General features: G+C 73.1%; 20 protein-coding genes and 1 pseudogene. 13 read left to right on the forward strand and 8 right to left on the reverse strand.

What is annotated here, in order from left to right; all coding sequences use genetic code 11:
* Positions 1-392: 392 nt before the first annotated feature.
* Positions 393-1,265: a class I SAM-dependent methyltransferase gene (locus ACFYUZ_RS36675; protein ID WP_389316727.1), complete on the reverse strand. Its 873-nt coding sequence runs from the start codon at positions 1,263-1,265 to the stop codon at positions 393-395.
* 332 nt (positions 1,266-1,597) lie between these two features.
* A complete protein-coding gene (locus ACFYUZ_RS36680) occupies positions 1,598-2,155 on the reverse strand; it encodes an SMI1/KNR4 family protein (protein WP_389316730.1) in 558 nt (185 codons plus the stop codon).
* Positions 2,156-2,467: 312 nt separating this feature from the next.
* Between ACFYUZ_RS36680 and ACFYUZ_RS36685 the strand changes: the two genes are divergently transcribed.
* Positions 2,468-2,932, forward strand: a complete 465-nt coding sequence (locus ACFYUZ_RS36685; RefSeq protein ID WP_389316733.1) for a DedA family protein — start codon at positions 2,468-2,470, stop codon at positions 2,930-2,932.
* Between the two features lie 826 nt (positions 2,933-3,758).
* Here ACFYUZ_RS36685 and ACFYUZ_RS36690 read toward each other — a convergent pair.
* Positions 3,759-4,358: a hypothetical protein gene (locus ACFYUZ_RS36690; protein WP_389316736.1), complete on the reverse strand. Its 600-nt coding sequence runs from the start codon at positions 4,356-4,358 to the stop codon at positions 3,759-3,761.
* 512 nt (positions 4,359-4,870) lie between these two features.
* On the opposite strand from ACFYUZ_RS36690, the gene ACFYUZ_RS36695 reads away from it, so the two are divergent.
* The 4 genes from ACFYUZ_RS36695 (at position 4,871) to ACFYUZ_RS36710 (ending at position 8,275) form a co-directional block, all read left to right on the forward strand.
* Positions 4,871-5,158, forward strand: a complete 288-nt coding sequence (locus ACFYUZ_RS36695) for a WhiB family transcriptional regulator (RefSeq protein WP_389316739.1) — start codon at positions 4,871-4,873, stop codon at positions 5,156-5,158.
* Between the two features lie 174 nt (positions 5,159-5,332).
* Positions 5,333-5,950, forward strand: a complete 618-nt coding sequence (locus tag ACFYUZ_RS36700) for a hypothetical protein (RefSeq protein WP_389316742.1) — start codon at positions 5,333-5,335, stop codon at positions 5,948-5,950.
* 158 nt (positions 5,951-6,108) lie between these two features.
* Positions 6,109-6,651 carry a hypothetical protein gene (locus ACFYUZ_RS36705; RefSeq protein WP_389316744.1) on the forward strand — a complete coding sequence of 181 codons (543 nt, stop codon included), beginning with the start codon at positions 6,109-6,111 and terminating at the stop codon, positions 6,649-6,651.
* Positions 6,652-6,943: 292 nt separating this feature from the next.
* Positions 6,944-8,275, forward strand: coding sequence for a geranylgeranyl reductase family protein (locus ACFYUZ_RS36710; RefSeq protein WP_389316747.1), 1,332 nt, complete (start codon positions 6,944-6,946; stop codon positions 8,273-8,275).
* Positions 8,276-8,545: 270 nt separating this feature from the next.
* Here the strand turns inward: ACFYUZ_RS36710 and ACFYUZ_RS36715 are convergent, their stop codons facing one another.
* Positions 8,546-9,169, reverse strand: coding sequence for a LysE/ArgO family amino acid transporter (locus tag ACFYUZ_RS36715; RefSeq protein ID WP_389316750.1), 624 nt, complete (start codon positions 9,167-9,169; stop codon positions 8,546-8,548).
* 69 nt (positions 9,170-9,238) lie between these two features.
* Here ACFYUZ_RS36715 and ACFYUZ_RS36720 point away from each other — a divergent pair, with 69 nt between their 5' ends.
* From ACFYUZ_RS36720 to ACFYUZ_RS36730, 3 genes are all read left to right on the forward strand, one after another.
* Positions 9,239-10,225, forward strand: coding sequence for a LysR family transcriptional regulator ArgP (locus ACFYUZ_RS36720; protein WP_389316754.1), 987 nt, complete (start codon positions 9,239-9,241; stop codon positions 10,223-10,225).
* Positions 10,226-10,255: 30 nt separating this feature from the next.
* The gene (locus tag ACFYUZ_RS36725) at positions 10,256-10,525 is read left to right on the forward strand and encodes a DUF5990 family protein (protein ID WP_389316789.1); all 270 of its coding nucleotides are present in this window, start codon (positions 10,256-10,258) and stop codon (positions 10,523-10,525) included.
* A 373-nt stretch (positions 10,526-10,898) separates the two neighbouring features.
* Complete coding sequence (locus ACFYUZ_RS36730; protein WP_389316757.1) at positions 10,899-11,564, forward strand: class I SAM-dependent methyltransferase; 666 nt, start codon at positions 10,899-10,901, stop codon at positions 11,562-11,564.
* A gap of 73 nt (positions 11,565-11,637) precedes the next feature.
* Here the strand turns inward: ACFYUZ_RS36730 and ACFYUZ_RS36735 are convergent, their stop codons facing one another.
* Positions 11,638-12,780: an alpha/beta hydrolase gene (locus tag ACFYUZ_RS36735; RefSeq protein ID WP_389316760.1), complete on the reverse strand. Its 1,143-nt coding sequence runs from the start codon at positions 12,778-12,780 to the stop codon at positions 11,638-11,640.
* Between the two features lie 303 nt (positions 12,781-13,083).
* Positions 13,084-13,899 carry a S1 family peptidase gene (locus tag ACFYUZ_RS36740; RefSeq protein ID WP_389316764.1) on the reverse strand — a complete coding sequence of 272 codons (816 nt, stop codon included), beginning with the start codon at positions 13,897-13,899 and terminating at the stop codon, positions 13,084-13,086.
* Positions 13,900-14,662: 763 nt separating this feature from the next.
* On the opposite strand from ACFYUZ_RS36740, the gene ACFYUZ_RS36745 reads away from it, so the two are divergent.
* Both ACFYUZ_RS36745 and ACFYUZ_RS36750 read left to right on the forward strand, forming a co-directional pair.
* Positions 14,663-15,367, forward strand: a complete 705-nt coding sequence (locus ACFYUZ_RS36745) for a restriction endonuclease (protein WP_389316792.1) — start codon at positions 14,663-14,665, stop codon at positions 15,365-15,367.
* Between the two features lie 270 nt (positions 15,368-15,637).
* Positions 15,638-15,823: a hypothetical protein gene (locus ACFYUZ_RS36750; RefSeq protein WP_389316767.1), complete on the forward strand. Its 186-nt coding sequence runs from the start codon at positions 15,638-15,640 to the stop codon at positions 15,821-15,823.
* Between the two features lie 302 nt (positions 15,824-16,125).
* Here ACFYUZ_RS36750 and ACFYUZ_RS36755 read toward each other — a convergent pair whose 3' ends face one another.
* The gene (locus ACFYUZ_RS36755; RefSeq protein ID WP_389316770.1) at positions 16,126-17,256 is read right to left on the reverse strand and encodes a glutamate--cysteine ligase; all 1,131 of its coding nucleotides are present in this window, start codon (positions 17,254-17,256) and stop codon (positions 16,126-16,128) included.
* A 410-nt stretch (positions 17,257-17,666) separates the two neighbouring features.
* On the opposite strand from ACFYUZ_RS36755, the gene ACFYUZ_RS36760 reads away from it, so the two are divergent.
* Both ACFYUZ_RS36760 and ACFYUZ_RS36765 read left to right on the forward strand, forming a co-directional pair.
* On the forward strand, positions 17,667-20,537 hold the full coding sequence (locus tag ACFYUZ_RS36760; protein ID WP_389316773.1) for an ATP-binding protein: 2,871 nt from the start codon (positions 17,667-17,669) through the stop codon (positions 20,535-20,537).
* Positions 20,538-20,722: 185 nt separating this feature from the next.
* The gene (locus tag ACFYUZ_RS36765) at positions 20,723-21,205 is read left to right on the forward strand and encodes an ATP-binding protein (protein WP_389316776.1); all 483 of its coding nucleotides are present in this window, start codon (positions 20,723-20,725) and stop codon (positions 21,203-21,205) included.
* Positions 21,206-21,761: 556 nt separating this feature from the next.
* Here ACFYUZ_RS36765 and ACFYUZ_RS36770 read toward each other — a convergent pair.
* The gene (locus tag ACFYUZ_RS36770; protein WP_389316778.1) at positions 21,762-22,229 is read right to left on the reverse strand and encodes a DUF2267 domain-containing protein; all 468 of its coding nucleotides are present in this window, start codon (positions 22,227-22,229) and stop codon (positions 21,762-21,764) included.
* 317 nt (positions 22,230-22,546) lie between these two features.
* Here ACFYUZ_RS36770 and ACFYUZ_RS36775 point away from each other — a divergent pair.
* A pseudogene (locus ACFYUZ_RS36775) lies at positions 22,547-22,820 on the forward strand (SAM-dependent methyltransferase); the annotation flags it as partial.

Here is a 22,820-nt window from a genome sequence, read left to right on the forward strand (position 1 = left end):
AGGAATCACGCTCCGTGGCCGACCGGCCGAAAGGCGACGGAGCGTGGTCGGTGGGGTGCGTGATCCGGCATTTCCTCCGGTACCGGCCCGCGAAGCCGGCACGGCCGGTACGGGCAGGTACCGGTTCCGGGACCCGCCGCCCCCCACGACGACGGGCACCCCGAAGGCGAGGAAGCCCACCGCCCTCATCAGCGGTGCGAGGCCCTCCGTCACGGGGCGGAGGAACACGAGGACGCCGCGTGCCGGACGGTTCTGCTCGTTCGGGGGAACGGGACGGTTCTGCTCGTTCGGGGGAACGGGACGGTTTTGCCCGTTCGGGGGAACGAGGCCCTTGTCCACGTCCCTGTCCCCCTGACCGTCCACGGCCGGCCCTGTCTCCGACGCGCGGGGTGTCAGCCTGCCGACGGCCCCGGAGGTCCCGGTCTGCGGCCCCAGGCGGTGAGCATCCCGGCCGACAACGCCGCGCACGCGTCCGATTCCAGGTAGCGGACCGCCGCGTCGATCCCGGCATCGTCGATCAGCCCGGTGGCCACCATCGAAGCCCGGCTGCGCTCCCACGTGTCGGCCCAGAAACGGCTGATCGGGCTGCCTCGCAGCAGCGGCGGAACGTACATCTCCGCGCCGACCGTCTCCAGACCGGCCCCGCGCAGCAGCTGCGGATACGACGGCACCCAGGAGACGTCCGTGCCGATGGAGCCGCGCAGCCCCCGCCACATCGCGCGCATCGCGGCGGCGTACGGCGTGTCGGCCACCGCCCCGCCGTCCGAGGCCGGCTCCGGGGCACCCGTACGGTCGCTGGTCAGGTCGACCGCGTCGCTGAGCACCAGCACCCCGCCCGGCGCGACCAGCCCGGCGAGCGCCGACACCATCCGCTCGGGCCGCGGCAGGTGCATCAGCACGAACCGCGCGTGCACCAGATCGAACAGGCCCGGCGCGAAATCCGGGGCGGTGATGTCGGCCCGGAGGACATCGAGCCCGGGTACGGGCCGTTCGGCGAGGAAGCGCACGTCACGGTCGACGGCCAGCACGGCCGTCACCTCCGCCTCCCGCAGCAGACGCCGCGAGACCGTGCCCGTACCGGCACCGATGTCCAGACAGCGCCACCCCGGCCCGACGCCGAGGGCGCGCAGCCGGGTCAGGGTCAGGTCGTCGTACGCGAGCGCCCCGAGATCGATCCGTTCGGCCTCGCCGGGCTGCTCGGGCCGGAACACGTCCCGGCCGTAGCCTCCGCCGTCCGCCGCGTCGCCTCCGCCGTCGGCGCTCAATTCGTCACCCTGGCCGACGTGCGGGGCAGGAGGGCGAGGGCGTCGAACGCCGTCCACGACGTCATGGCCGGACCTTTCCTCGGAGGTGCTCGGGGTGGTGGCGGCACAGGGCGAACACGGGACGAGGAGACCGCCCCGGACCTTGAGGCGCTGCGGCGACGCGGAGTCCGTGCCTGGACGCCGGGCTCGTCGGTGCGCAGCGGTCGTCTCCCGACTGCCGAGAAACACGCCTCCGCGCCCCTCCAGTCTCTGCCGCGGGCGCGGCCCTGTCCTGCTGACGGAAGTGAGGGGGTGCTCCCGGGCGACGGGCGCCGACCGCGGTCGATGTCCCGCTACGCGCCGGAGGCCAGTCGCCTCGCCGCCTCGTCCCACGGCTGGGGCTCGGCCACGTCGTCCCTGTCGAAGGCGTCCTCCTCGAACCAGCCCGTCCCCGCGAGCCATGTCTCCAGCCACGCTGCGAGACCCGAGGAGTCGAGGAACCAGCACTGCTCCCACGATCCGCCGCTGTACGGGTTCGGTTCGAACAGCAGGACCTGAGCGTCCTCACTGCGACAGTCAACGCCCGCGTACATGGCGCAGCCCCAGGTCAGGACGGGTATGACGCCCTCGGGCCACTCGGGGTGCTCCGCCTCCGCGGACGCCTCACGTCGCGTCAGGTATTCGCCGACGACGCTGGAGCCCGGACCGAGCAGGGGCAGCAGTCGGTGGTCGGGTCCGAAGCCACCGTCGGCGACCTCGCGGTACAGACGGGCGAGCAGGGGATGCAACGCGAAGCCCAGTTGCTCCTCGGCCGTCGCGATCCGGGCCTCGTCCACAGGCGCGGGCAGGTCCCTGTTGTCCGATGCGGCCCGGTCGGCAACGCGTCGTACGAGGTCGTCGATGTCGGTCATGATCGTGATGCTGTCAGAGCCCCCTGACATGTCGGCGGCCGAGGCCGGCGGCGCCCTCGGGGCAGCGGTACCCCGTATCCGCCGCATATGACTTAGGTTAGGCTGGCCTTGCCTGGTGCGTGAATCCAGGCATCAAGGCGTGTAGGTTCGGGTTCTGGTGCCGCGGGTGGGAGCCCGCCGGCCAAGACGGGGGGAGGCGGGTGCGAGTGGGAGTCGGGTCGGGCCTGTGCGCGTCGGGCGCCCGCCGGGGCGGGGCACTCGTGAGGGTGACGGGGGGCGAGGGTTCTCGCCCGGCGTCCGGGACGAGGCGTCGTGGATAAGATCGCGGTCACCGCCGGAGCCCTGTACGCCATCGTTCTGCTTCGCGCCGGAGGGACGTTCGCCGTCGGGTGGCTCGCCGGTGCCGGGGCCCGGCGCAGCAGGTTCGCCGGGCGGACCTCCTCGGAGAGGTTCCGGCGTGCCGAGCGGGCGATCCAGCGGTGGGGCGCGCCGGTGGTGGCCGTCTCCTTTCTGACCGTCGGTTTCCAGACCGCCGCCAACTTCCTCGCCGGCAGCATGCGCATGCCGTTGCCGCGCTACCTCCCCGCCCTGTTCGTGGGCGGCGCGGCCTGGGCTCTGGTCTACGCGACCGCGGGACTCGGCGTGCTCGAACTCCTGGGAAGGCTCTTCGCCGAGCGGACCGCCCTCGGGGTGTCCGCCGCGGCGGTGCTCCTCCTCGCGGTGTGCGGGGTGTGGGTGTACCGCAGGCGAAAGAAGGACGGTCCCGTCCTGCCGTGACACCGCGGCCGAAGCGTCGCGAGCCCGTTGGGCAGGGCCAGGTGCCGCAGAGGGCGAGACCGGACGCTCAGGGCGCCCGGCACCGGGCGGTGATCCGCGGCCGGACACACCCCTCATCAGGGCCCGATGAGGGCACCGCTGCCCGAGACGGAGGCGCTGCACGCCCGGCGGACCGGGGGAAACGCGGCCATGGTGCAGATGCTCCGTCGGGCGGGGCATCCGTGGGTCCAGGCCGACCCGCACCAGCACGGGCCGGCCTGCGGCCACCGGACGGGCCCCGCCCTCTCCGTCGTCGGACGCGTCCGCGGTGCAGCGGTCGGCCGTTCACGACGTGCTCCGCACGCCAGGGCGTCCTTCGGAGGGGGAGGTGACGGTCCGAAGGACGTGCAACGGCGGAGGAACGGGCACGGTGCCCGGCTTCGTCCCGCCCCCCCGCTTCGGGGCGGCCATGGCCTGTTCGCCGAGGCGGCGGATCTTGGCGTGTGTGCGGTGGTGTCGCCGCTGCCACCGCTTGAGGCGACGGCTGCGAAAGGGCACCCGGATGGAGCCGTCGGCGCCCTGGTGTGCCTTGTCGGACCAGTACTCGAGCTCGGCGTGGGTGAGTGCTTCGACGATGCCGTGGGGTGCGGCTGGACAGGTCGATCGACGCCGGGTGGACAAGCGCGCGAAGCTCCTGGTGGCTGCGGGCGGTCTTGGTCGAGAACCCGTCTACCAGGAGTTTCCTCGTTTCGCAGTTCCGTCCGACAGGTGCGGCTGAGGCTTCAGTCGGCCGGCTGGGCGTTGACCGGTCGGGTGCGCCGTCTCCCGTGTGGGCGCCGTCCCCGTTCTACTCCACCGGCTCGCACCAGGTGGCGACGAGATCGTGGAAGCCCGAGAAACGGGTGCCGGGGACAGTCTCATCACTGAACGTCTGGCCGTTGAGCCAGCAGATGTCGAAGATGTCGGTCTCGGTGTCGAGGAGGCAGCACACACCACCGGTGGTGGCGGTGAGGTCGGTGAACACCTTCCTGACGCTCGCGGACTGCACGAACATCCGGCTCATGCTCGAGGAAGCGGCTGTGAACTGCAGTGACGCAAAGTTCGGGTGCCATGCAGGGGAGAACCTGACCGTCAGGTAGACGTACCCGACCGACACCCGTCCCTGCTCGTCGACCCCGTCGGAATCGCGGAGGAAGAACTCGCGCACCGCGTCGTCGACGCCGACGACGATCGAGGTGTCCAGTTCGAGCGAGCCGCCTGATGAACAGTCGACCGGTTCGCTCTTGAAATTCGAGGTGAACGGCACGAGCAACCGCTCTCCGCCCGGCAGGGTCGCCGGAAGCGGCGGCGTCTCGCGGCCTTGGGGGGCGAGCTCGGCCAGCCGGGTCAGTGCTCTCGCGACGTTCCGAGGAGGCATGAAGATCTCATAGCTGTAGTCCAGCCCCATACCGCCCCGCCTCCCCAGTGCTGAACCGTCATCCTGTCATGATCCTGACTGACGAGGGCACTGCCCCGAGCCGAACGCTCAGGTGGCCGGATCAACCGCTCACCGGCCGCCTGAAGCGCTCGGTCACCACACGCGGCCATGGCCTTCAGGTGGGAAACGGCTCGATGCCGAGCATGCTGATCCGAGGATGTCTCACGCTGGAGAACTCCAACAGGATGGCGACGGGAGGCGGTCCGGCCGCCGAGAACGGAGCCGCCTTCGGCCATGCCGAGGGGACCACCCACAGGAACCTGGCGAGCGGCCGGTACTCCGGGCCGGCCGCCACGGAGCCGGAGCTCAAGCTCCTGGACAATGATGCCCTGCGCGCCCGGTCGAAACCCGGTCGGCCTTCCGCTGCGCGGTCACGCCCGCCGGGATCCCCGCGTACGCATTCGGCACGTTTCGTACGGGACTTGGCGGCCAGACGAGGGAGAGGAGGCGTACGGCCAGCCGGAGCGAAGGAGAGGCCTGACATGTCGAAGGTATCGCATCTGCCCGGACGCGCGGAGCACCAGTGGGCCTGGCAGAGGGCGGCCGCGTGCCGCGGTCTGGGCACCGAGGTGTTCTTCCACCCCGAGGGCGAGCGCGGCCGGGACCGGGTGATGCGGGAGGAGGCCGCCAAGGCGGTGTGCGACCGGTGCCCCGTACAGGCCCGGTGTCTGCAACACGCCGTCAGCGTGGCCGAGCCGTACGGGGTTTGGGGCGGTCTCACGGTGAGCGAGCGCCAGTCGTCCGGAGGAACCGACGCCGCAGCGGCGTAACCGGGGTCCGGTGGTGGCCGACGCGAGGTCCGGGAACCGCGCCCGCCCGCCGCCCAAGGCCCGGTGCCCCCTGCCGGGTTTGGCCGCCGGAGAAGTGGTGAGGCGAACCCACAGGCGCCTACCGAACAGTGACGAGCAGCCAGCCAGGAGTCATCACCATCCAGGAAGGCAGTCATGTCGATGCAGACCGCAGTTCTCTTCCTCGCGGCGACGGTCGCCGTCCTCTTGGCGGCCGGTTTCCTGGTCCGGGCCCTCACGGGTACGGACAGGGGCGCGAGCTCCCTCAAGCGACGTTTCGGTCCCGAGTACGACCGCACGCTCGAACGGCACCGCGGCGACAGCGAGGCCGCACACCGCGACCTGCGCGAGCGGCTCGAAGGCTACGGCGGCATCCGTCCCCTGCCACTGGAGCCGGCGGTCCGCGAGCACTACACCGCTCAGTGGACCACGCTCCAGGAGCGCTTCGTCGACGCGCCGCGGCAGTCGGTCGTCGACGCGGACGAACTCCTCACACGGGCCGCGGAGACCGGGGGCTTTCCGGACGCGGATCGGCGCGAGGAGCAGCTCGCCGCCCTGTCGGTGCACCATCCGCGCCACGTGGAGGGCATGCGCGAGATACGTCGTGCGGGGCGCTCCGCCTCGGCTTCCACGGAGGAGCTGAGGGAGGCGCTGGTTCACGCACGTGCGCTGTTCGAGGAGCTGATGGAGACCAGGAGGCCGACCGGAGCCGTCCGTCCCCGCTCGGGGCGACACCGTCGGCGCCTGCTCGACCCGAAGGGAAGTGGAGCGTGATGGCACGCGAGAACCGGAACGAGGAGACACCAGGCGGGAACGACGGAGCCGCGCGGCGTCGGCCCCAGCCCCCGAGGGCCCCGGGAACGCCGGGTCCTGCCGGCGGCCGGGCGCCCCTCGGCAGCGGCGGCGTGCCCGCCCAACGAGTCGGCCACCCCGTGGCACCGCCCCCCGCCCCACCGGTCCCGCCACCGCCCGCCCCGCCCCGGGCGTCGCCGCCGCAGGCGCCGCTGCCCGCCGTCCCGCCCGACGACCCCAGCGCCACGGGCCGGAGCGGTGGAAGCCGTCCGAAGGCTCCCGCCGTACCCCCCGTCGCGCCGCGCGGACGGGACACGACGGACAGGCCGGACGACGGCCGAGGCCCGGGGTACGGCGACAACGGTGGGAGCGAAGCCCGCGCCACCGCAGGGGGCGCGGGCGGACAGCTGCTGGACGATGCCGAGCGGGACCGTCTCGGGCAGCGTCTGCACCACGTCCTCGCAAGGTTCGTCGAGGCGCCGCGCGACTCGGTCGCCGAGGCGGCCGAGGTCCTCGACGAGGTGGAGCAGCGGCTCGTCGCCTCCCTGCGGGACCGCCGGGTCGCCTTGCGGGCGGGCTGGCAGGAGAACGGCGATCCGGACGGGCCGGGTCCCGACACCGAGCAGCTCCGGCTCACCCTGCGGACCTACCGCGAGGTGACGGAACGGCTGCTCAGAGCGTGATCCGGTACCACGCGAGGTGGCGGACGGAAGCCCCCTGGACCCCAGGGGGCTTCCGTCCGCCCGGCAGGGCCGGCTGCGTCGCCGCGGTCGTCGGTACCGGCGGCCGACAGACGCGCCGGGGGCCACGCACGACGTCGGCCCTCGGGTCGCCCGCGGGAGAACGACTTCCGCACGCTCGCCACTTCGCCCCGTCCCCGGCCGCTCCGCGGGCCCGCCGCAGGGGTGTGAACGAGCGGCCGCCCCGGCCGCGCCGCACGGACTGCGGGCACCCGTCGAGAGGCATAGTAGGGGAGTGATCACCAAAAGTGACGAGGGTGGCGGCAGCGACCGCGACCGTGGTGGGCCTGACGGCGTAGGTGACGAGGAGGCCCAGGTCATCGTGGTGGGGGCGGGGCCGGCGGGCTCCGCCGCCGCGGCGCACCTGGCGCGAGCGGGTGTGGACGTACTGCTCCTGGAGAAGAGCGGCTTCCCCCGGGAGAAGGTGTGCGGGGACGGGCTGACCCCGGGCGCCGTGCACCAGTTGGTGCGGCTGGGCATCGACATCGACGCGCCGGGCTGGATGCGGAACAAGGGGATGCGCTGGGTCTGCGGCGGACACCGGGCGGAGCTGGACTGGCCGCGTCTGGGCGCCTTCCCGGACTTCGGGCTCACCCGGAGCCGGCACGACTTCGACGACGTGCTCGCCACGCACGCGAGGGCCACCGGAGCGCGCCTGCGCACCCACGTCAAGGTGACGGGCCCGCTGACCGACCGGGCAGGGCGGGTCATCGGCGTTTCCGCCTCCCAGGGGCCGGGGGCGGAACCGGCCCGCTACCTGGCCCCGTTGGTGGTCGCGGCCGACGGGGCCTCGGCGCGCACGGCTCTCGGCCTGGGGATCGAACGGGACGCGAAGCGGCCCGTCGCGGTGGCCGCCCGCCGGTACTACCGCAGCGAGGCCCGCTCCCACGACCCCTACCTGGAGCTGTGGGCCGATCTGCGCTGTCCCGGCACCGGACTCGACCTGCCCGGTTACGGATGGGTCTTTCCCATGGGGGACGGCCGCGTCAACGTGGGCCTCGGCGCGCTGCCGCAGCAGCGCCGGCGCCGGCCCGTGGACCTGCGGGCGACGCTGGAACACTGGCTGCCCCGCCTGCCCGAGGAATGGGGCCTGCACGAGGGGAGCGCCGACTCCCCCCTGCGCAGCGCGCCGCTGCCGATGGGCCTGAACCGGCGTCCGCAGTACCGCCGGGGCCTGCTGCTCGTGGGTGACAGCGCCGGCATGGTCAGCCCGTGGAGCGGCGAGGGCATCGCCCAGGCGATGGAGGCCGCCGAGGTGGCGGCGGAGATCATCGCCCTGGCGCTGGCCCGTCCGGCCGGCCCGCGCCGGGAAGAAGCACTGCACCATTACCCGGCCGAGATCCGGCGCCGGTGGGCACGCTACTACCGGCTGGGGAACCTCGCGGGCGACCTGTTCTTCTCCCGGTTCGGCTACCGCCCCGTCCTCCACCCCCGGGTGATGGCCTCGCCGCACCTGCTGAGGATCCTGGCCCGCCTTCTGACCCATGTGAGCGACGAGCCCGCGCAGGACACGATCGACGCCGTCCTCCACACACTCCTGCGCCTCGTTCCCGCCCCTCGCCGGTAGCCGTCCCGGCCCCCGTACGGCCCCCGTCGCACGGCTTCTCACGCTCAGAACAGGACCGGAAACGCATGCGCGCCCTCAGGTGCGATCCACCGAGTGGGCTGGGCACCACGTCTGACGGACGGGCACGGGTCGCGCGGGCTCTGTGGGGGCGGTGTCGGTGACCGTACGGGAACGGTCGGCGCGATGTCGGCGAACCCCGACACCTTTCGAGAGCCCCACCCCGAAGGTGAGGGACCTCGAGGCCCGACGGAGCCGTCCGGCAGGGGCGGTCTACGCCCCGGCGACCAGCATCGCGCCCATCGCCAGCATGGTCACCGCGACCAGGCCGTCCAGCACCCGCCAGGCCCTGGGGCGGGAGAGCACGCCCGACAGCAGGCGGGCACCGAAGCCCAGGGCGAAGAACCAGCCCAGGCTGGCCAGGGCCGCGCCCGCGCCGAAGGCCCAGCGCAGGTCGCCGCGGTCGGATGCGAGCGAGCCCACCAGGAGAACGGTGTCCAGGTACACGTGCGGGTTCAGCCACGTCATGGCCAGGCAGGTCAGGACCGCCCGTCGGGCGGAACCCGCGTCCGGGCCGCCGGCCGTGAGCGCGGCCGCCGGATCGGGGCTCAGCACCCTCCGGGCGGCCAGGAGCCCGTAGCAGAGCAGGAACGCCCCGCCCGCGAGGCCCACCGCGGTCAGCATCGTCGGCCAGGCCGTGACCACCGCGCCCACCCCGGCGACCCCGAGCGCGATCAGTACCGCGTCGGAGACCGCACAGATGGCCACCACCGCGAGGACGGCGTGGCGACGGACGCCCTGGCGCAGGACGAAGGCGTTCTGGGCTCCGATGGCCACGATGAGGGAGAGGCCCGTACCGAACCCGGCGAGTACGGCGGCGGCGATGCTGCTGTTCATGACCTCGACCGTACGAATCGCCGAGGAATCAGTACAGCTAAGGATTCTTACGTACCCTTAGCCCTACTTATGGACGAGCTTCCCCTGGACCAGGTCAGGACTCTGCTGGCGGTGGTCGACGAAGGCACCTTCGAGGCCGCGGCCGCCGCCCTGCACGTGACCCCCTCCGCCGTCAGCCAGCGCGTCAAGGCCCTGGAACAGCGCACCGGGCGGGTCCTGCTGCTGCGCACCAAACCGGTGCGGGCCACCGAGTCCGGCGAGGTGGTGGTCAGGTTCGCCCGGCAGCTGGCCCGGCTGGAGCGGGACGCCCGCGCCGAACTGGGGCTGGCGGCGGAGCAGGGCCCCGCCCGGATCCCGGTGGCGGTCAACGCGGACTCCCTCGCCACCTGGTTCCTGCCCGCCCTCACCCGGGTGCCGCAGGACCATCCGGTCTGCTTCGAGCTCTACCGGGAGGACGAGTCCCACACCACGGCCCTGCTGCGCGAGGGGCAGGTGATGGCGGCCGTCACCTCCTCGCCCGACCCGGTGGCCGGCTGCAGCGTACGGCTCCTGGGACTGGCCCGCTATCTGGCCGTGGCCACCCCGGAGTTCGCGGCCCGGTACCTGACCGGAGCCCTGGCCGAGGACCTGTGCGAGGCCCCCACCGTGGTGTTCGACCGGCGTGACGAACTGCAGGACACCTTCGTCCGGGCACTGACCCGGGGTCGGTCGGGGGCCGGGAAGATCCGGCACATGGTGCCGGCCTCGGACGGGTTCCGGGACGCGGTGGCCGCCGGCCTCGGCTGGGGCCTGGTCCCCGAACCGCAGGCCGCGCCGCTGCTGCGGGCCGGCCGACTGGTGGAGCTTGCCGCAGGCCGGCCCATGGACGTCCCGCTCTACTGGCAGCAGTGGAAGCTGGACTCGCCCGCCCTGTCCGCGGTCGCCGCGGCGGTCGCGGCGACCGCCGCCGAAGCACTGCTGCCCCGAGACGCCGGCCGGCCACGGACAGCCCCGACCGGTACGGCAGACGCAGCCACAGCGGCGCCCGGCGTCGGCAGAGGGCCCGCCCGCACGTGAAGCCGGCAGAGGGGCCGCCCGTACACGAAGCTGCCGAAGACCAAGGCCTGGCCGAACGAACGGGAGGGCACGAGGTCGCGGAGGGTTCCGGGACCTCGCCGTGCCAGGCCGGCGGGATGCGCATCCGTATGTCGGCGGGCCAAGCTGATGCTCGACGCCGTCCCCGTCCACGAACCGGAGGCCGCCGTCAGCGGCGGACTGCTCGTCGGACGTCTGGGCCCGACGGACGCCTGCGGCGACCCCCTGTGCGCTCGGGTCGTGCCGCCGCGCGTCACCTGGACCGCCGGGCCCCGCGACTGAGACACCGCGCAGGGGCGGCCGCTCCTCGGTCCGAGGCCTGCTTCCGCGTTCAGGACGGTGAGGTCGGCCGACGCGGAGGCGGTACGGCCTGTACCGGCCCGGCCATTTGACGCGCAGAGGAGCGGGGCACACGAGTGCGGCCCGGTGTCGGGCAGCCGGGAACGACCGGTAGTGCGATCTTCATGGCATCCTTCGTACGCCGTGTCCGGGCGTATGCCGTGTCCGGGACGGTTCGGCCGCAGAGGTCGCAGCCCTGTCGGCAGCCGCACGCCTCGGCCCGCGCGTCGGCGGCCGACGCCCGCGGGCGGGCCCTGACCAGCACCCTCCAGGCCGTCCGGCAGATCCGGCAGATCCGGCAGAGGAACGAGCAGACATGAGCGACGACGCCAAGGACCTGGCCGAAGCACAGCGGCAGCACTGGCAGAACACCTACACCGCCCACCCCGGCATGTACGGCGAGAAGCCCTCCGCACCCGCCGTGCACGCCGCCCGGGTCTTCCGCGAGGCCGGAGCCACGGACGTGCTGGAGCTGGGGGCCGGCCACGGCCGCGACGCCCTCTGCTTCGCCCGCGAGGGCTTCACCGTGCAGGCCACCGACTTCAGCCCCACCGGTCTGGAACAGCTCCGGCAGGCGGCCCAGGACCAGGGCATCGCCGAACGGGTGACCACCACGCTCCACGACGTGCGCGAACCGCTGCCCCAGCCGGACTCCTCCGTCGACGCCGTCTTCGCGCACATGCTCCTGTGCATGGCCCTGTCGTCCCAGGAGATCCACGCCCTCGTGGGCGAGATCCGCCGCGTCCTGCGCCCCGGCGGAGTCCTCGTCTACACCGTCCGCCACACCGGTGACGCCCACTACGGCGCCGGAACCTCCCACGGCGACGACATCTACGAACACGGCGGCTTCGCCGTGCACTTCTTTCCCCGCCACCTCGTCGACTCCCTCGCCGACGGCTGGACCCTCGACGAGGTCCACCCCTTCGAGGAAGGCGACCTGCCCCGCCGTCTGTGGCGCGTCACCCAGACCCTGCCCCGATGACCGCCGACCCGACGCCCGCACCCGACCTCACCCTCCGCCCCCGGCCCGGGGCCGGGGGGAGGGGCTGCACGGATCAGTGGGGCGCCTGTGACTTCCCGCGGTCGGTGAGGTACCGCTGGAAGAAGGCGGTGATGTACGCCGCGCCGGCGTGGCGTTGGGCGGCCTCGGTCAGTTGGGTCTCGTAAGCGGAGCCACCGGGCTCGGTGCACTGGCCGGGACGGGCGTCGTCGTGGCCGGCGTCGTCGCGGGCGGCGACCTGCCCGCCGGCCGGCGACCACTGGGTGTTGAAGTAGTTGTGATTCGCGCCGGGCATCTCGAACCGGTGGAAGCCGGCGGAGCTCTTGGCGGTCGCCTCGGCGGCGAAGGAGAGCGCTTCTCGTCCGACCTGGCCGTCGCAGGTCCCGCGGATCACGGCCACGGACGCCTTGGTGATCTCGTACGCGGCCATGTCCTCGGTCATGACGTTGTACGCGGGGGCCAGGGCCACCACCGATCTGACCTTGACGCCGGCGGGCCACTGGGCCCGGTGACGGTCCGATGCCTGCCAGGTCACGCCCGCGCCGCCGCGTGAGTGCCCCATGGTGCCGACCTTGTTCAGGTCGACGTGGTGCTGGAAGTCGACGCGCTGCGGCTTGCCCGTGACGGCGTCCCGGAACGCGCCGCCGAGCCCGCCGCGGCCCGAGGCGTTGAGCTTCTGCCACAGGGCGAGGTGTCGGTCGATCAGATCGGCTCGTGCGGAGGCGTTGCCGTCGCCCGACACCGACGAGGCGTTGATGCCGTTGGCCCGGATGGACACCACGATGAAGCCGTGGGCGGCCAGTTCTTCGCCGAGGTAGTCGTCACCGCGTTCGTTGGCCATCGGACGGGTGCCGGGAGCGCAGGGCCAGCTGAAGAGCTTCTGGGAGGCGGCGGCGTAGGCGTCCCAGTCCCCGGCCCGTTCGGCGGCGTCGCGGGCCGCCTCCGCCGACCGGTCCGCACAGGTCTCGTGCCAGCCGTGGAGCTGCACGACGAGCGGCCGCGGTGTGGTGCCGAGATCCTTCGGATAGTGCACGATGGCGGCCATCTCGACCGGCTCGCCGGTTTCCGGCAGCCGATAGGCCCGGTCACCCAGGTCGTAGGTGACGGAGGCGACGCCCCGCCCGCCCCGGGCCGTGGGGTCGAGGGGCGCGGCGGAGGCGGGGCTCTCCGTCAGGGCCTGCGCCAGGAGGAGGGCCACCGCGGAAGAGGCGAGCGTGCGGGCTCGTATCAGGCGGCGCCGAGAAGCTGTGGCCGTGTCGCAGTACTGCAAAAGACGGTCTCCGTGAACGGTGAGGAGTGGCGGCGCCGACAGGTGGTCGCCATGCGCCGGACGATGTCGTCGCTCCGGAAGATCGCTGGACGGCGTCCGGGGTTGCTCGGCCGCGGCGTGGCCGCCATGTTGTCCGGAGGGTGCCGGACATCGGAGTCGTCCGGAGCGTGCCGCCTGTCGGCGCTGTCGCCCCCCTGTCGGCCCTGTCGGCCTTGCCGGGCCTGTCGGCGCTCAGGCGTGGTGCCTGATGGTCCTTCGGATCCAGTCGGCGTAGGCCGGCGCGCTGCTGTAGAGACCCGGCCCGGCCGAGCACGCGACCCCCGGGACACCGGGGCCCGAGGTGACCCCGACGAGCTCCCACCGTCCCCGCCCGTCCTTCTGGAGCTGTGGGCCGCCGGAGTCCCCGAAACACGCCATGGCCCCGGGCACACGGCTGACCGTGCACAGCCGGGTGCTGTCCGCGTAGCCGGGGGCGCACTCGGCGGTGCCGCCCTTGCGGGTGTCGAGCTGCCGCAACCGCTCCGCGAACGTCAGCGCGGTGTCGAGGGTGGTTCCGAATCCCAGGATCCGGGTCGGGGTGCCGGGCTGCCCGACCCGCTTCGCGATCCGTACGGGCTTCTCGGTCACCGGGCGATCCAGACGGACCAGCGCGATGTCATCCCGGTTGGGCGCCTTCCCCTCGCCGTTCGCATAGCCGGGGTGGACGACGGTGCGCTCGATCGCCCGGACGGTCCCCCCGGACTTCCGCTCCTCGCCACCGATCCGGACGACCCCTTCCAGCTCGAGGCCCTCGCCCCGCACGCAGTGAGCGGCGGTCAGCACCCATTGCGGATCGATCAGCGACGCCCCGCAGTTGCCGTCGTACACCCCTTGGGTCGGGGCGGACTCAGGGATCACCGCCATGAACGGGTAACGCTCGGTGGAATCGATCCCGTTGACGATCGCTCCGGCGCGGTTGGTCATCAGGGTGGTGCACAGGGCGACGGCGAGAGCACCGACGACGGCGGCGCGCGCCCCACGGCGGCGGACGGACTGCGAGCTGAACACAAGAAACCTTTCCTGGGGTCCGGGTGTGCCGTCCACCCTGCTCGGTTCACGATCCACCGGACATCCCGGTAGCACCCCGAGTTCTGTGGGGCTGCCCCCCTCACAGTTCCCGACCGCGTGCCGGGGTCAGCCCCCGTTCCGTCACCGGGGTGGCCCCTGTGGGAAGTCGGTGGACGACCCCAGCGCGTTCCACCCCCCAGCACACGAAGATCACTTCATCGGCGCGGACAGCCGCCGCACGCAAGGAGCGATCAGCATGCACGGGTACAGGAAGAGGACCGGCCGACGCGGGCTGCTCGCCCTCACGGGAGTGGTCAGCGCCACGGCACTGGCCACGACGCCGGCTCGACCTTCACCCCGGGCCCCCTGCCCACCCTGGCCCTCGGCCGGGCCTACGACATCCTCATCCACCTCCACCGGGTCCGCGCGGCCGACGAACTCGAACCGTTGCCGTACGAGCCGGCCGGCTGACCACGCCGCACTCGACCTCCTCGGTGACTTCCTCGCCGTGTGTGAGGGGCAGCTCCGTCCGAACCCGGTCGAGCGGTTGTCGGCAACCGTCAGGACCTGGCTGTGTGGTGGTTCGGCGCGGTTCGCCCGGGCTGGCCGGGGACGGCGTCGCCTGGGAACGGGGAGGTCGGCCGGAGTGCGTTTCGGTGGCGTGTTCGGGGTGAGGCGGTTTCGGACGAGGGAGGGGGGCCGTATGGCAACGGTCGCTGGTAGGGGCAGGGGCAGGGTGCGGCGGGAGCGCCCGGTGAGGTCCGTGCGAGACCTGGTGCTCGTGGTGGGGCTCGTGGGTGCGGTGGTCGGCGGTGTGGCCCTGATGTTCAAGACGACCCGCTCGACGGGCTCGCACCTGCCGGTGGTCCTGGCCGTCTTCGTACTGCTGTTGGGTGCGGGGGTGGCGCTGTCCCGGTGGGGCAGGGCCCCGATGCGCCGCCGGGACGGGGCCATGGGCACCGTCACCGTCCCGCCGGGCACCACCCCGGTGGTCGCCGAGCCCGTCGCGCCGCCCGCCGTCGGCTCCGGGGCGCTGGACCACCTGGCCGTCGACCCGGAGGGTTTCGAGCACACGATCGCCGCGCTGTGCGCCCGGGACGGCTGTTCCCCCGTGGAGGTGGTCGGCGGCGCCGGCGACCTCGGCGCGGACGTGATCGCGACGACCGCCGACGGACGGCGGGTGGTCCTCCAGTGCAAGCAGTACGGGGAGGAGCACCGGGTCGGCTCTCCCGACCTCCAGCGATTCGGCGGCACCTGTTACGCCGTGCACGAGGCCGACGTGGCCGTCCTCGTCACCACCAGTTCCTTCACGGAACCGGCCCTGGAGTACGCGGCCTCCTGCGGGATCGTCTGCGTCGACGGTACGGAGCTGGCGGCCTGGACCGCGTCGACGGCGCCGGCCCCCTGGGCCACCGGGGTGGGCGAACCGGTGCCCGGCACCCGGGACGGAACGATCCCCGGCGGCTGAGATGGTCGTCACCGATGGCCGTCACCGGGGAGTAGCGTCCGTGCGCCTCGGCGGCCGCGAAGCACCAGATGCCGCCCGGCGCCACCGATCGGGCAACGGACCATCGCGAGGCCCCGGAGATCCTCCACGGCCCTCGGACCGGCATCGAGCCGTTGGATCCGACCGTCACGAGTGGGGTGAGGCTCATGCTCGGTACGCGCAGCAGCCCCCACCGGCTTGCAACGACGATGCGAGGGCATACGAGCAGCACCCTTCGAAAGGAGCGAATCCATGCTCGGCATAGTCGCGGCGGTGCTGTTCTTCTTCGCGTTCCTGATCAACGCGGCGGACATCGCCACCAACGATGCGTTCACCTCGACGAACGTGATGTTGCTCGGTCTGACCGCCCTCGCCCTCCAGGTGGCGGGCGTCGGTGCCGGCCGCAGCGCCAGACGGCGCCCTTGGTCTCGTTCCTGAGGCCCCGCCACCTCCCGTGCCCGGCCTCGTGCCGGTTCCGCCGTCGACTTCCTCGGATGTTCCGGGAGTGAGACGGAGGATCGGGGGCAGGCGGTTGCCGAGCGCATGGGACCGCTCTCGCTGTCCGTGCACCTGCCGTCTCCCCTTCCGGCAGGTGCACGGACAGTTGAACGGCCCGCACCAGGCAGGGGTGCGGGCCGTTCAGCATGAGAAGGCCGGGCCCGGGCCGGAGACACCCACGAGGTCGGGTGCCCTCCGTCGGCCGACGGAGGGGGAGAGGGGGCGGGGGCCGTCTTCGGAAGCTACTCCTCCGGAGTGCCGTCCTCCGTGGTGATCCGGGCGCAGGCGCGGACGACCTCGCCGAGCTCCATCCCGCCTTCGCGGAGGTCGCGCTGGCGTCGGGCCCCTCCGCCGCGTACCAGGAGGTTCTTGAGGGCGGCGCGCGCCCGGTCGAGGTCGCCGGTCTCCCGCAGGGCGTCCTCGGTGTGCGCGATGAAGGCGTCGAAGGCCGCCTCCGGAGGGATCGGCCGCAGCGTCTGAGGGTCGAGCAGCGGACCCTCCGGTCCCGAGCGGGCGGCCTGCCAGGCTGCGAGCCGGAGCAGTTCGACCGGGACACGGGGCACGGGCTCTCCCGACCGCCAGGCCCGCGCCTCGGTCTCGACCAGGGCCCGGGCGAGAGTGGCCACCAGCACGGTGGTGTCGGGTTCGAGACAGACGTCGGCGACGCGGATCTCGACGGTGGGGAAGTTGTGGGAGAGACGGGCGTCGAAGTAGATCATGCCCTGGTCGCGCAGGACCCCGGTCCCCAGCATGTCGCGTACGCGGGCGTGGTACCCGGCCGCGCTGCCGAACGGCTCGTACGGGCCTGCGGAGGGGAGGCGGTACCAGACCCGGCTGCGGTAGCTGGCGTACCCCGTGTCCTTCCCCTGCCAATAGGGCGAATTGGCGCTGATCGCGGTCAGGAGCGGCAGCCACGTACGGATCCGGTCGAGGACCGCGACCCCCTCCTCGTCCGACTCGACGGAGACGTGCACGTGGCATCCGCCGGTGAGCTGCTCCTCCGCGGTCAGGGCGAACTGGTCGGCCATCCACCGGTACCGCCGCCCGAGGTTCCGGGAGGGCTGCACCGCGAGGGGCGAGGTCGCCAGCGCGGCCACCTGGGCACCGACACCCTCGGCGTGGCGCCTGGCCTCGCCGCGCCACCGGACGATCTCCTCGCGGAGGGCGCCCATGTCGCTGACGGGGCGGGTGGCGAACTCCAGCTGCTCCTGGTGCAGCTCCTTCTCGAAGACGTCCCCCGCCTCGCCCCCGGCGGCCGCGGCAAGGACGGCGGACGACAGAGCGAGTGGCTCACCGGTCCGGGCGCTGACGAGCAGCAGCTCCTCCTCCACGCCTACCGTGCGGGTCCTGTGCTGCGTCGGGATCTGGGTCACGCGGTTCTTCCTTCCGGGTGGAACATCGCTGATCTTCGGTGCGCCTCAGGCGCTTACCCCGGATCGGACGGATCAGCCGGGCGGGTCAGCCGGACGGATCAGCCGGGCGGATCGGCCGGGCGGATCAGCTGGACGGACACGGGACTCTTCCCCTGTGGGAGCGCCGGTGTCCTACGGGCCGCGAGCAGCGCCACGTCCCGGGAGAGGCGCCACCCGTCCGGGCGGAGGGCGCGCCCTCCCACGCGCGGACACCGGCCCGAGACCACCGTGCGTGGTCGCGGTCGGCGTGCCGGGTCCTCGTCCGGTCGTCCGTCGGAGTGCCCACGCATAGGCTGGAAGGGCCGGGGGCGTCCGGGGGCGAGGTGGGTGAGCACGTGGCGGGGTCACTCGGCCAGGGAGCGGCCACAGCGGTGGGCACGTTCCGTTACGTGGGGCGCCGTCGTGAGCTCGACCTGCTCATGACCGCGGTGCGGCACCCGCCGGCGGTGGTGCTGATCGAGGGCGAGGCCGGGATCGGGAAGTCGCGGCTGGTCGGCGAGGCCGCCGCAGTACTGCGCGCCGAGGGCCGGCCGGTCCTCACCGGTTTCTGTCAGCCGTTGCGCGAGCCCTTCCCCTACGGACCGGTGTCCGACGCGCTGACCAAGGCCGGTCCGTGGCTGCCGGACACCGGACTGCCCGACGCGGTCGGCGCACTGGGCCGGCTCCTGCCGGGCCTGGCGGACCGGCTCCCGCCGGCGCCCCCGGAGAGGGGAGGGGACCAGGCCGAGCGGCTCCGGCTGGTCCACGGCGTGCGGGCGCTCCTCGCCGCCCTGGGTCCGACCGTACTGATCATCGAGGACACGCACTGGGTGGACGAGGCCACCAGGGATCTGCTCCTGCTGCTCGCCCGTGACCTGCCGGACGAGCTCAGCCTCGCGCTCACCTACCGCGCCGAGGACCTGCCCCCGGACACCTCGGTGCTCGGCGCCGCGTACCGCCACCCCTCGGGCGCGGGCGGCGCGGTGATCAGACTCGGTCCGCTCACGGCGGAGGACGTGCGGGAGCTGGCCTCCGCCGCCCTGGGCCCGGTGGCCACGCCCGCGCTGGCCTCCGCGCTGTACGAGCGGAGCGAAGGCCTGCCGCTGGTCGCCGAGGAAGATCTGCTCACGCTCACCGAGCAGGGCGACACGATCGATCAGCAGGAGGCGGTCCGCCGCCTCCAGGACACCGACGTGCCGAAGGGACTGCGGGAGGCGGTCACCGAGCGGCTGGCCGGCCTGTCGGCGGCCGGTGCGGCGATCGTCGCCGCCGCGGCCGTGCTCGCCGTCCCCTCGGACGAGACGCTGCTCGCCACCGTCGCCGGCCTCGACGCCGAGACCGGCACCGACGGGCTGATCGAAGCGCTGCGCAGCTCCCTGCTCCGCGGGACGGAAGACCACCGGTACGCGTTCCGGCACGTCCTGGCCCAGCAGGCCGCGTACCAGCACATCCCGGCGCCGCGACGGGACCGGCTGCACCGGTCGGCCGTAGCGGCCCTTCAGGGGCTGACGCAGCCCCCGCTCGTGCAGATCGCCCATCACACTCTGGCGCTCGGCGACCGCGCCGCGTGGCTGCACCGCGCGGAGGAAGCCGCCGATCAGGCCGCTGCCGTCGGAGACCAGGGCACGGCCGCCGCACTGCTCCACCAGATCCTCGACGAGCCCGGCCTCGACACCGAGCGCCGCTCCCGCGCCGCCACGGCGCTCGCGCGGATCGCGTACAACGGCGTCGACTTCACCTCCGCCGCGCGAGTGCTGCGGCGCCTGGTGGAGGACCCGCACCTCCCCAGGCCGATCCGCGGGGAGATCCGCATGGGGCTCGGCCTGCTGCTCCTGAACGAATCCGCCTCCCCGTCATGGGCGAGTGAACTCGAACTCGCGGTCGAAGAGCTTTCGGGGCGTCCCGCGACGGCCGGCCGGGGGATGCTCGCCCTCGTACTCAACGAGCGGGCCGGGCCCGAGTGGGCGGCGCACTGGATGGGGCGGGCCCGGCAGGCGCTCGAAGACAGCGGGGACGAAGCCCTCCAGGCCGCGTACAACGCGACGCGGATGACCTTGCTCAGCTGGCGAGGGGAGCGTGAGGTCTGGGACATGATCGACCGGCTGCCGAGGGAGGCGGACTCCCCGGCCGAGCTCTGGCAGACCGCCCGAGCCCTCCACAACGTCGCCGAGGCGGCCATCGCGCTCGGACACGACGGCCGCGCCGCCGGGCTGGTCGCGGAGAGCCGGGAGCAGGGCCGCCGGGCCGGTGCGGTGATCGTGGAGTGCTACGGGCGCGTGCTCGAGCTGTGGCTCGATACCCTCGCTGGGCGCTGGGACGGCCTCGAGGACCGCTTCGACGCTCTGATCGGCGCGTATCCGGACATCAGCGTGCCCCACGCGGAGCGCTTGCTCGCCTTCGGCACGTTGGCGTTCGCACGGGGGCAGCGCGACCTGGCGCTGGAGCACTTCGAGCGGGCGACGAGGCACGGGGCGCGACAGATCGCCGTGAGCACCGAGCTGCGCGGCACCGCCGGCCTCATGTCCGTCCGGCTCGCCCAGGGAGCCGGACAGGAGGCATGGGCGGCGGGCGAACCCGCCCTCGCCGCCCTGCGGAGCGCGCAGGCCTGGACCAAGGCGACGGGGCTGGTCCCCGTCGCGGTGGAGGCGGCGCTCGCCTGCGGCGACCGCTCCTCCGCCCGGCAGCTCGTCGAGGAGGCGCACCAGGGGCTCCGGGGCCGCGACGCCCCGGCGGCGGTGGCGGAGATCCACGTGGCCCGCGGACTCCTCGGCCTCGAGGACGGCCCCGAGCGTGCGGCGGAGGAGTTCGGGGCCGCCCGACGCGGGTGGCTGGACATCGGGCGCCCGTACGAGGCGGCGCGCGCCACCGAGCGCCAGGGCCGTGCGCTGGCCCTGGCCCGCAGGCCCGATGAGGCGACAGAGCTCCTGGTGGCGGCCGTCGACACGTACTCCGCACTCGGCGCGCAGGCCGACGCCTCCCGCTGCCGGCACCTGATGCGGGATTTCGGCCTCACCCGGCCCGGGACCCCGGGCCGCCGCGGTTACGGGGACCGGCTGTCGCCCCGCGAACGGCAGGTGGCGGAACTGCTGGCGGTCGGCGCGACCAACCAGGTCATCGCGGACACCCTGTACCTGTCCCTGCGGACCGTCGAGAACCACGTGGCCAGCGTGCTGCGCAAACTGCGTACCACGCGTAAGGCCGTGGCAGACGCGCTGGGGGAGCCCGGGCCGGGCAGCCTGGGGGAGCCCGGGCCGGGCCGCTGAGACGTCGCCGGGCCCGGACCCTGCCGACTGAGACGGTGCCGGGCCCCGGCCGGACGGGGGGCCTGCTTCCTGCGGGGCCGGGCGTCGCTTGCGTACCCCTAAAGCCGCCGACCCGGATTGTTTTCCCGGGGACCGGCCCCGACCGTGAAGAGCGGGGGAATCCATCCGCAGTCTCGGGAGACCCGATGTCCGCCATCCCGCACCTCCGTCCGGCCGTCCTTGCCGAGGACCGGATCGGCGTCCACTCGACGTACCGGCCGGACCTGCCGTGGACCGGGCGGCGGACCGCAGGATGCCTGACGGCCGCGACGGCGGCTTCGGTCCCGGTCCTCCGGCGGTTCGCTCGTGGTGTGGCCGCACGCTGGGGCCTGCCGGCCGGGGTCGACGACGCCCTGGGACTCGTGGTGAGCGAGTTGGTGGGCAACGCGGTGCGGCACAGCGGCGGCCCGGACGTGGCGCTGCTGCTCTCCGCCGGCCTTTCGACGCTGGCCGTCGAGGTCAAGGACAACGGCCGGTGGCGGCCGCGCCCCGGCCGCCCCCGCCACGAGGACGAGCTCGTCTGCGGCGGACGCGGCCTGGACATCGTCGAAGCGCACGTGCTGCGCTGCGTCGTTCACACAAGGCTCGACGGCACCCGCGTCATCGCGGAGATACCGCTCCGGGATTGATCGAGCACCCCTGCCCGTCGATCGGGCATGACTTTCTGGACTCTCCGAGATCGGCTCTGGGGGAGGGCGGGCGATCGCCGGGGCGAGGTGTTCCGGTGCACCGGCCGGCGTGCCCGTCTCCGCGTGCAGGTTCCTGAACCCCCGGCGGACCCGGGCGGGGGTGAGTCTGTTCGGTTCCGTCGGCCGCTCCCACGGTCGGCACCGATCCACCTCCTCGGAGCGGGCACCGGTCCGGGACCACCACGGTCACACGGGCTTGTTCACCCCACCGCTGGGCGGTCTCGCAACCGTCGACCGGATGACCGCGCCTTCGACGATCGGCAAGGGGGCCTCGTGGTCGAGCCACGCCGCCCGCCGGGTCAACCGAGGCAGCCGGTCCCGCACCTGGGCGGCCCCTGTCCCGTACCCCTCGGTGACAGGGCAGGGGCGGCGGGTACGGGACGGTGCTCCGGATCAGCGGCTCCGTCACGGCCACGGGCGTCACGGTGCTGCCGCTGTTCGTCCCCGGACAGCAGAGGGCAGTCGGAACGACGCGTCCTCGCGTCCTCCCCTCAGATCAGGGCGCAGTCCACTCGCGTCCGCACGTCCGGCCGAACAGCGGCGCGTAGCCCGAGGGAAGTTGGTGGAGGATACGGGTGACCAGCTGGCTTCCAGCGATGCGCGCGACTGTGCCGAGGACGGCTTCGACGTTCCAGCGGGTGGTGGCGAGGCTGCCGTCGAACTCACGGGCAAGGGCGTGGACGAAATCCTCGGCGCCGAGGGGCGTGACCGCAGGGATCTGGGTGGCGAAGAGGGCGGCCGCTTCTGTGGGCAGGCAGCCCGCGAGGTCGACGCGCTCGTCTCCGACGAGCTGCTGTCCGAGAGCGACGAGAACAGGTCTCACCACCGCCTCGGCACGTTCGCGGGTGGGGAAGGCGCCGTCATAGCGGACCTGCTCGAGCAGCTCCGCAAAGGAGACGGGGCGTGTTTTCGGCGCAGGCATGGCGGCAGGAGTGGCGGCGGGCGTGACGGACTGCAGGGTCATGCTCGTCTTTTGGCCGTTCCGGAGCGGTCCAAACCGTGTCCCACGGCAGAGGTCCACTGGTTCGCCGCAAGGCGCGGGGGAGTGACGGCGGGGTCCAGTCGATCGCCCCGGCGGGGGCCCCGTGCCGAGCGCCCTGGAACTCCTGAAGAAATGATCTCCAGAACGGTCGGATCACTCCAGGACTGATGATCAGGGATGCGGGGCGGTTCGGCCGAAGCCCTGCCTAGGCGACGACGAGTCGTGGGCGGTGCACGCCGAGCCGCGGAGAACTTAAATGCGTCGACAGCGCCCCTGGGCACCCGGCACAGTGGCCACCCGTGACGAGCAGTGAACTGTGGAGCCGCGCGACCGCCGACCGCTACGACGCCGAAGAAGCCGAAGCGTCCTCGGCTGCCGTTCTCGGACCGACCCTCGCCTTCCTCGCCGAGCTCGCCGGAGACGGCCGGGCGCTGGAGTTCGCGATCGGAACCGGACGGGTGGGAGTCCCGCTGCGGGAACGCGGCGTGCCGGTGGTGGGCATCGAACTGTCCGAGCACATGGCGGCGGTGCTGCGGCGCAAGATCGACGAGGACACGCTCCCGGTGGTCATCG

The sequence above is a fragment of the Streptomyces sp. NPDC004266 genome, from assembly GCF_042874095.1.
GTDB lineage: Bacteria > Actinomycetota > Actinomycetes > Streptomycetales > Streptomycetaceae > Streptomyces.

Excerpts from the sequence above, each read along its gene's own strand:
- ACFYUZ_RS36765 (WP_389316776.1), top strand. The coding sequence starts at position 20,723 with ATGTCCGCCATCCCGCACCTCCGTCCGGCCGTCCTTGCCGAGGACCGG.
- ACFYUZ_RS36770 (WP_389316778.1), bottom strand. The coding sequence starts at position 22,229 with ATGACCCTGCAGTCCGTCACGCCCGCCGCCACTCCTGCCGCCATGCCT.
- ACFYUZ_RS36680 (WP_389316730.1), bottom strand. The coding sequence starts at position 2,155 with ATGACCGACATCGACGACCTCGTACGACGCGTTGCCGACCGGGCCGCA.
- ACFYUZ_RS36700 (WP_389316742.1), top strand. The coding sequence starts at position 5,333 with ATGTCGATGCAGACCGCAGTTCTCTTCCTCGCGGCGACGGTCGCCGTC.
- ACFYUZ_RS36715 (WP_389316750.1), bottom strand. The coding sequence starts at position 9,169 with ATGAACAGCAGCATCGCCGCCGCCGTACTCGCCGGGTTCGGTACGGGC.
- ACFYUZ_RS36695 (WP_389316739.1), top strand. The coding sequence starts at position 4,871 with ATGTCGAAGGTATCGCATCTGCCCGGACGCGCGGAGCACCAGTGGGCC.
- ACFYUZ_RS36690 (WP_389316736.1), bottom strand. The coding sequence starts at position 4,358 with ATGGGGCTGGACTACAGCTATGAGATCTTCATGCCTCCTCGGAACGTC.
- ACFYUZ_RS36750 (WP_389316767.1), top strand. The coding sequence starts at position 15,638 with ATGCTCGGCATAGTCGCGGCGGTGCTGTTCTTCTTCGCGTTCCTGATC.
- ACFYUZ_RS36720 (WP_389316754.1), top strand. The coding sequence starts at position 9,239 with ATGGACGAGCTTCCCCTGGACCAGGTCAGGACTCTGCTGGCGGTGGTC.
- ACFYUZ_RS36730 (WP_389316757.1), top strand. The coding sequence starts at position 10,899 with ATGAGCGACGACGCCAAGGACCTGGCCGAAGCACAGCGGCAGCACTGG.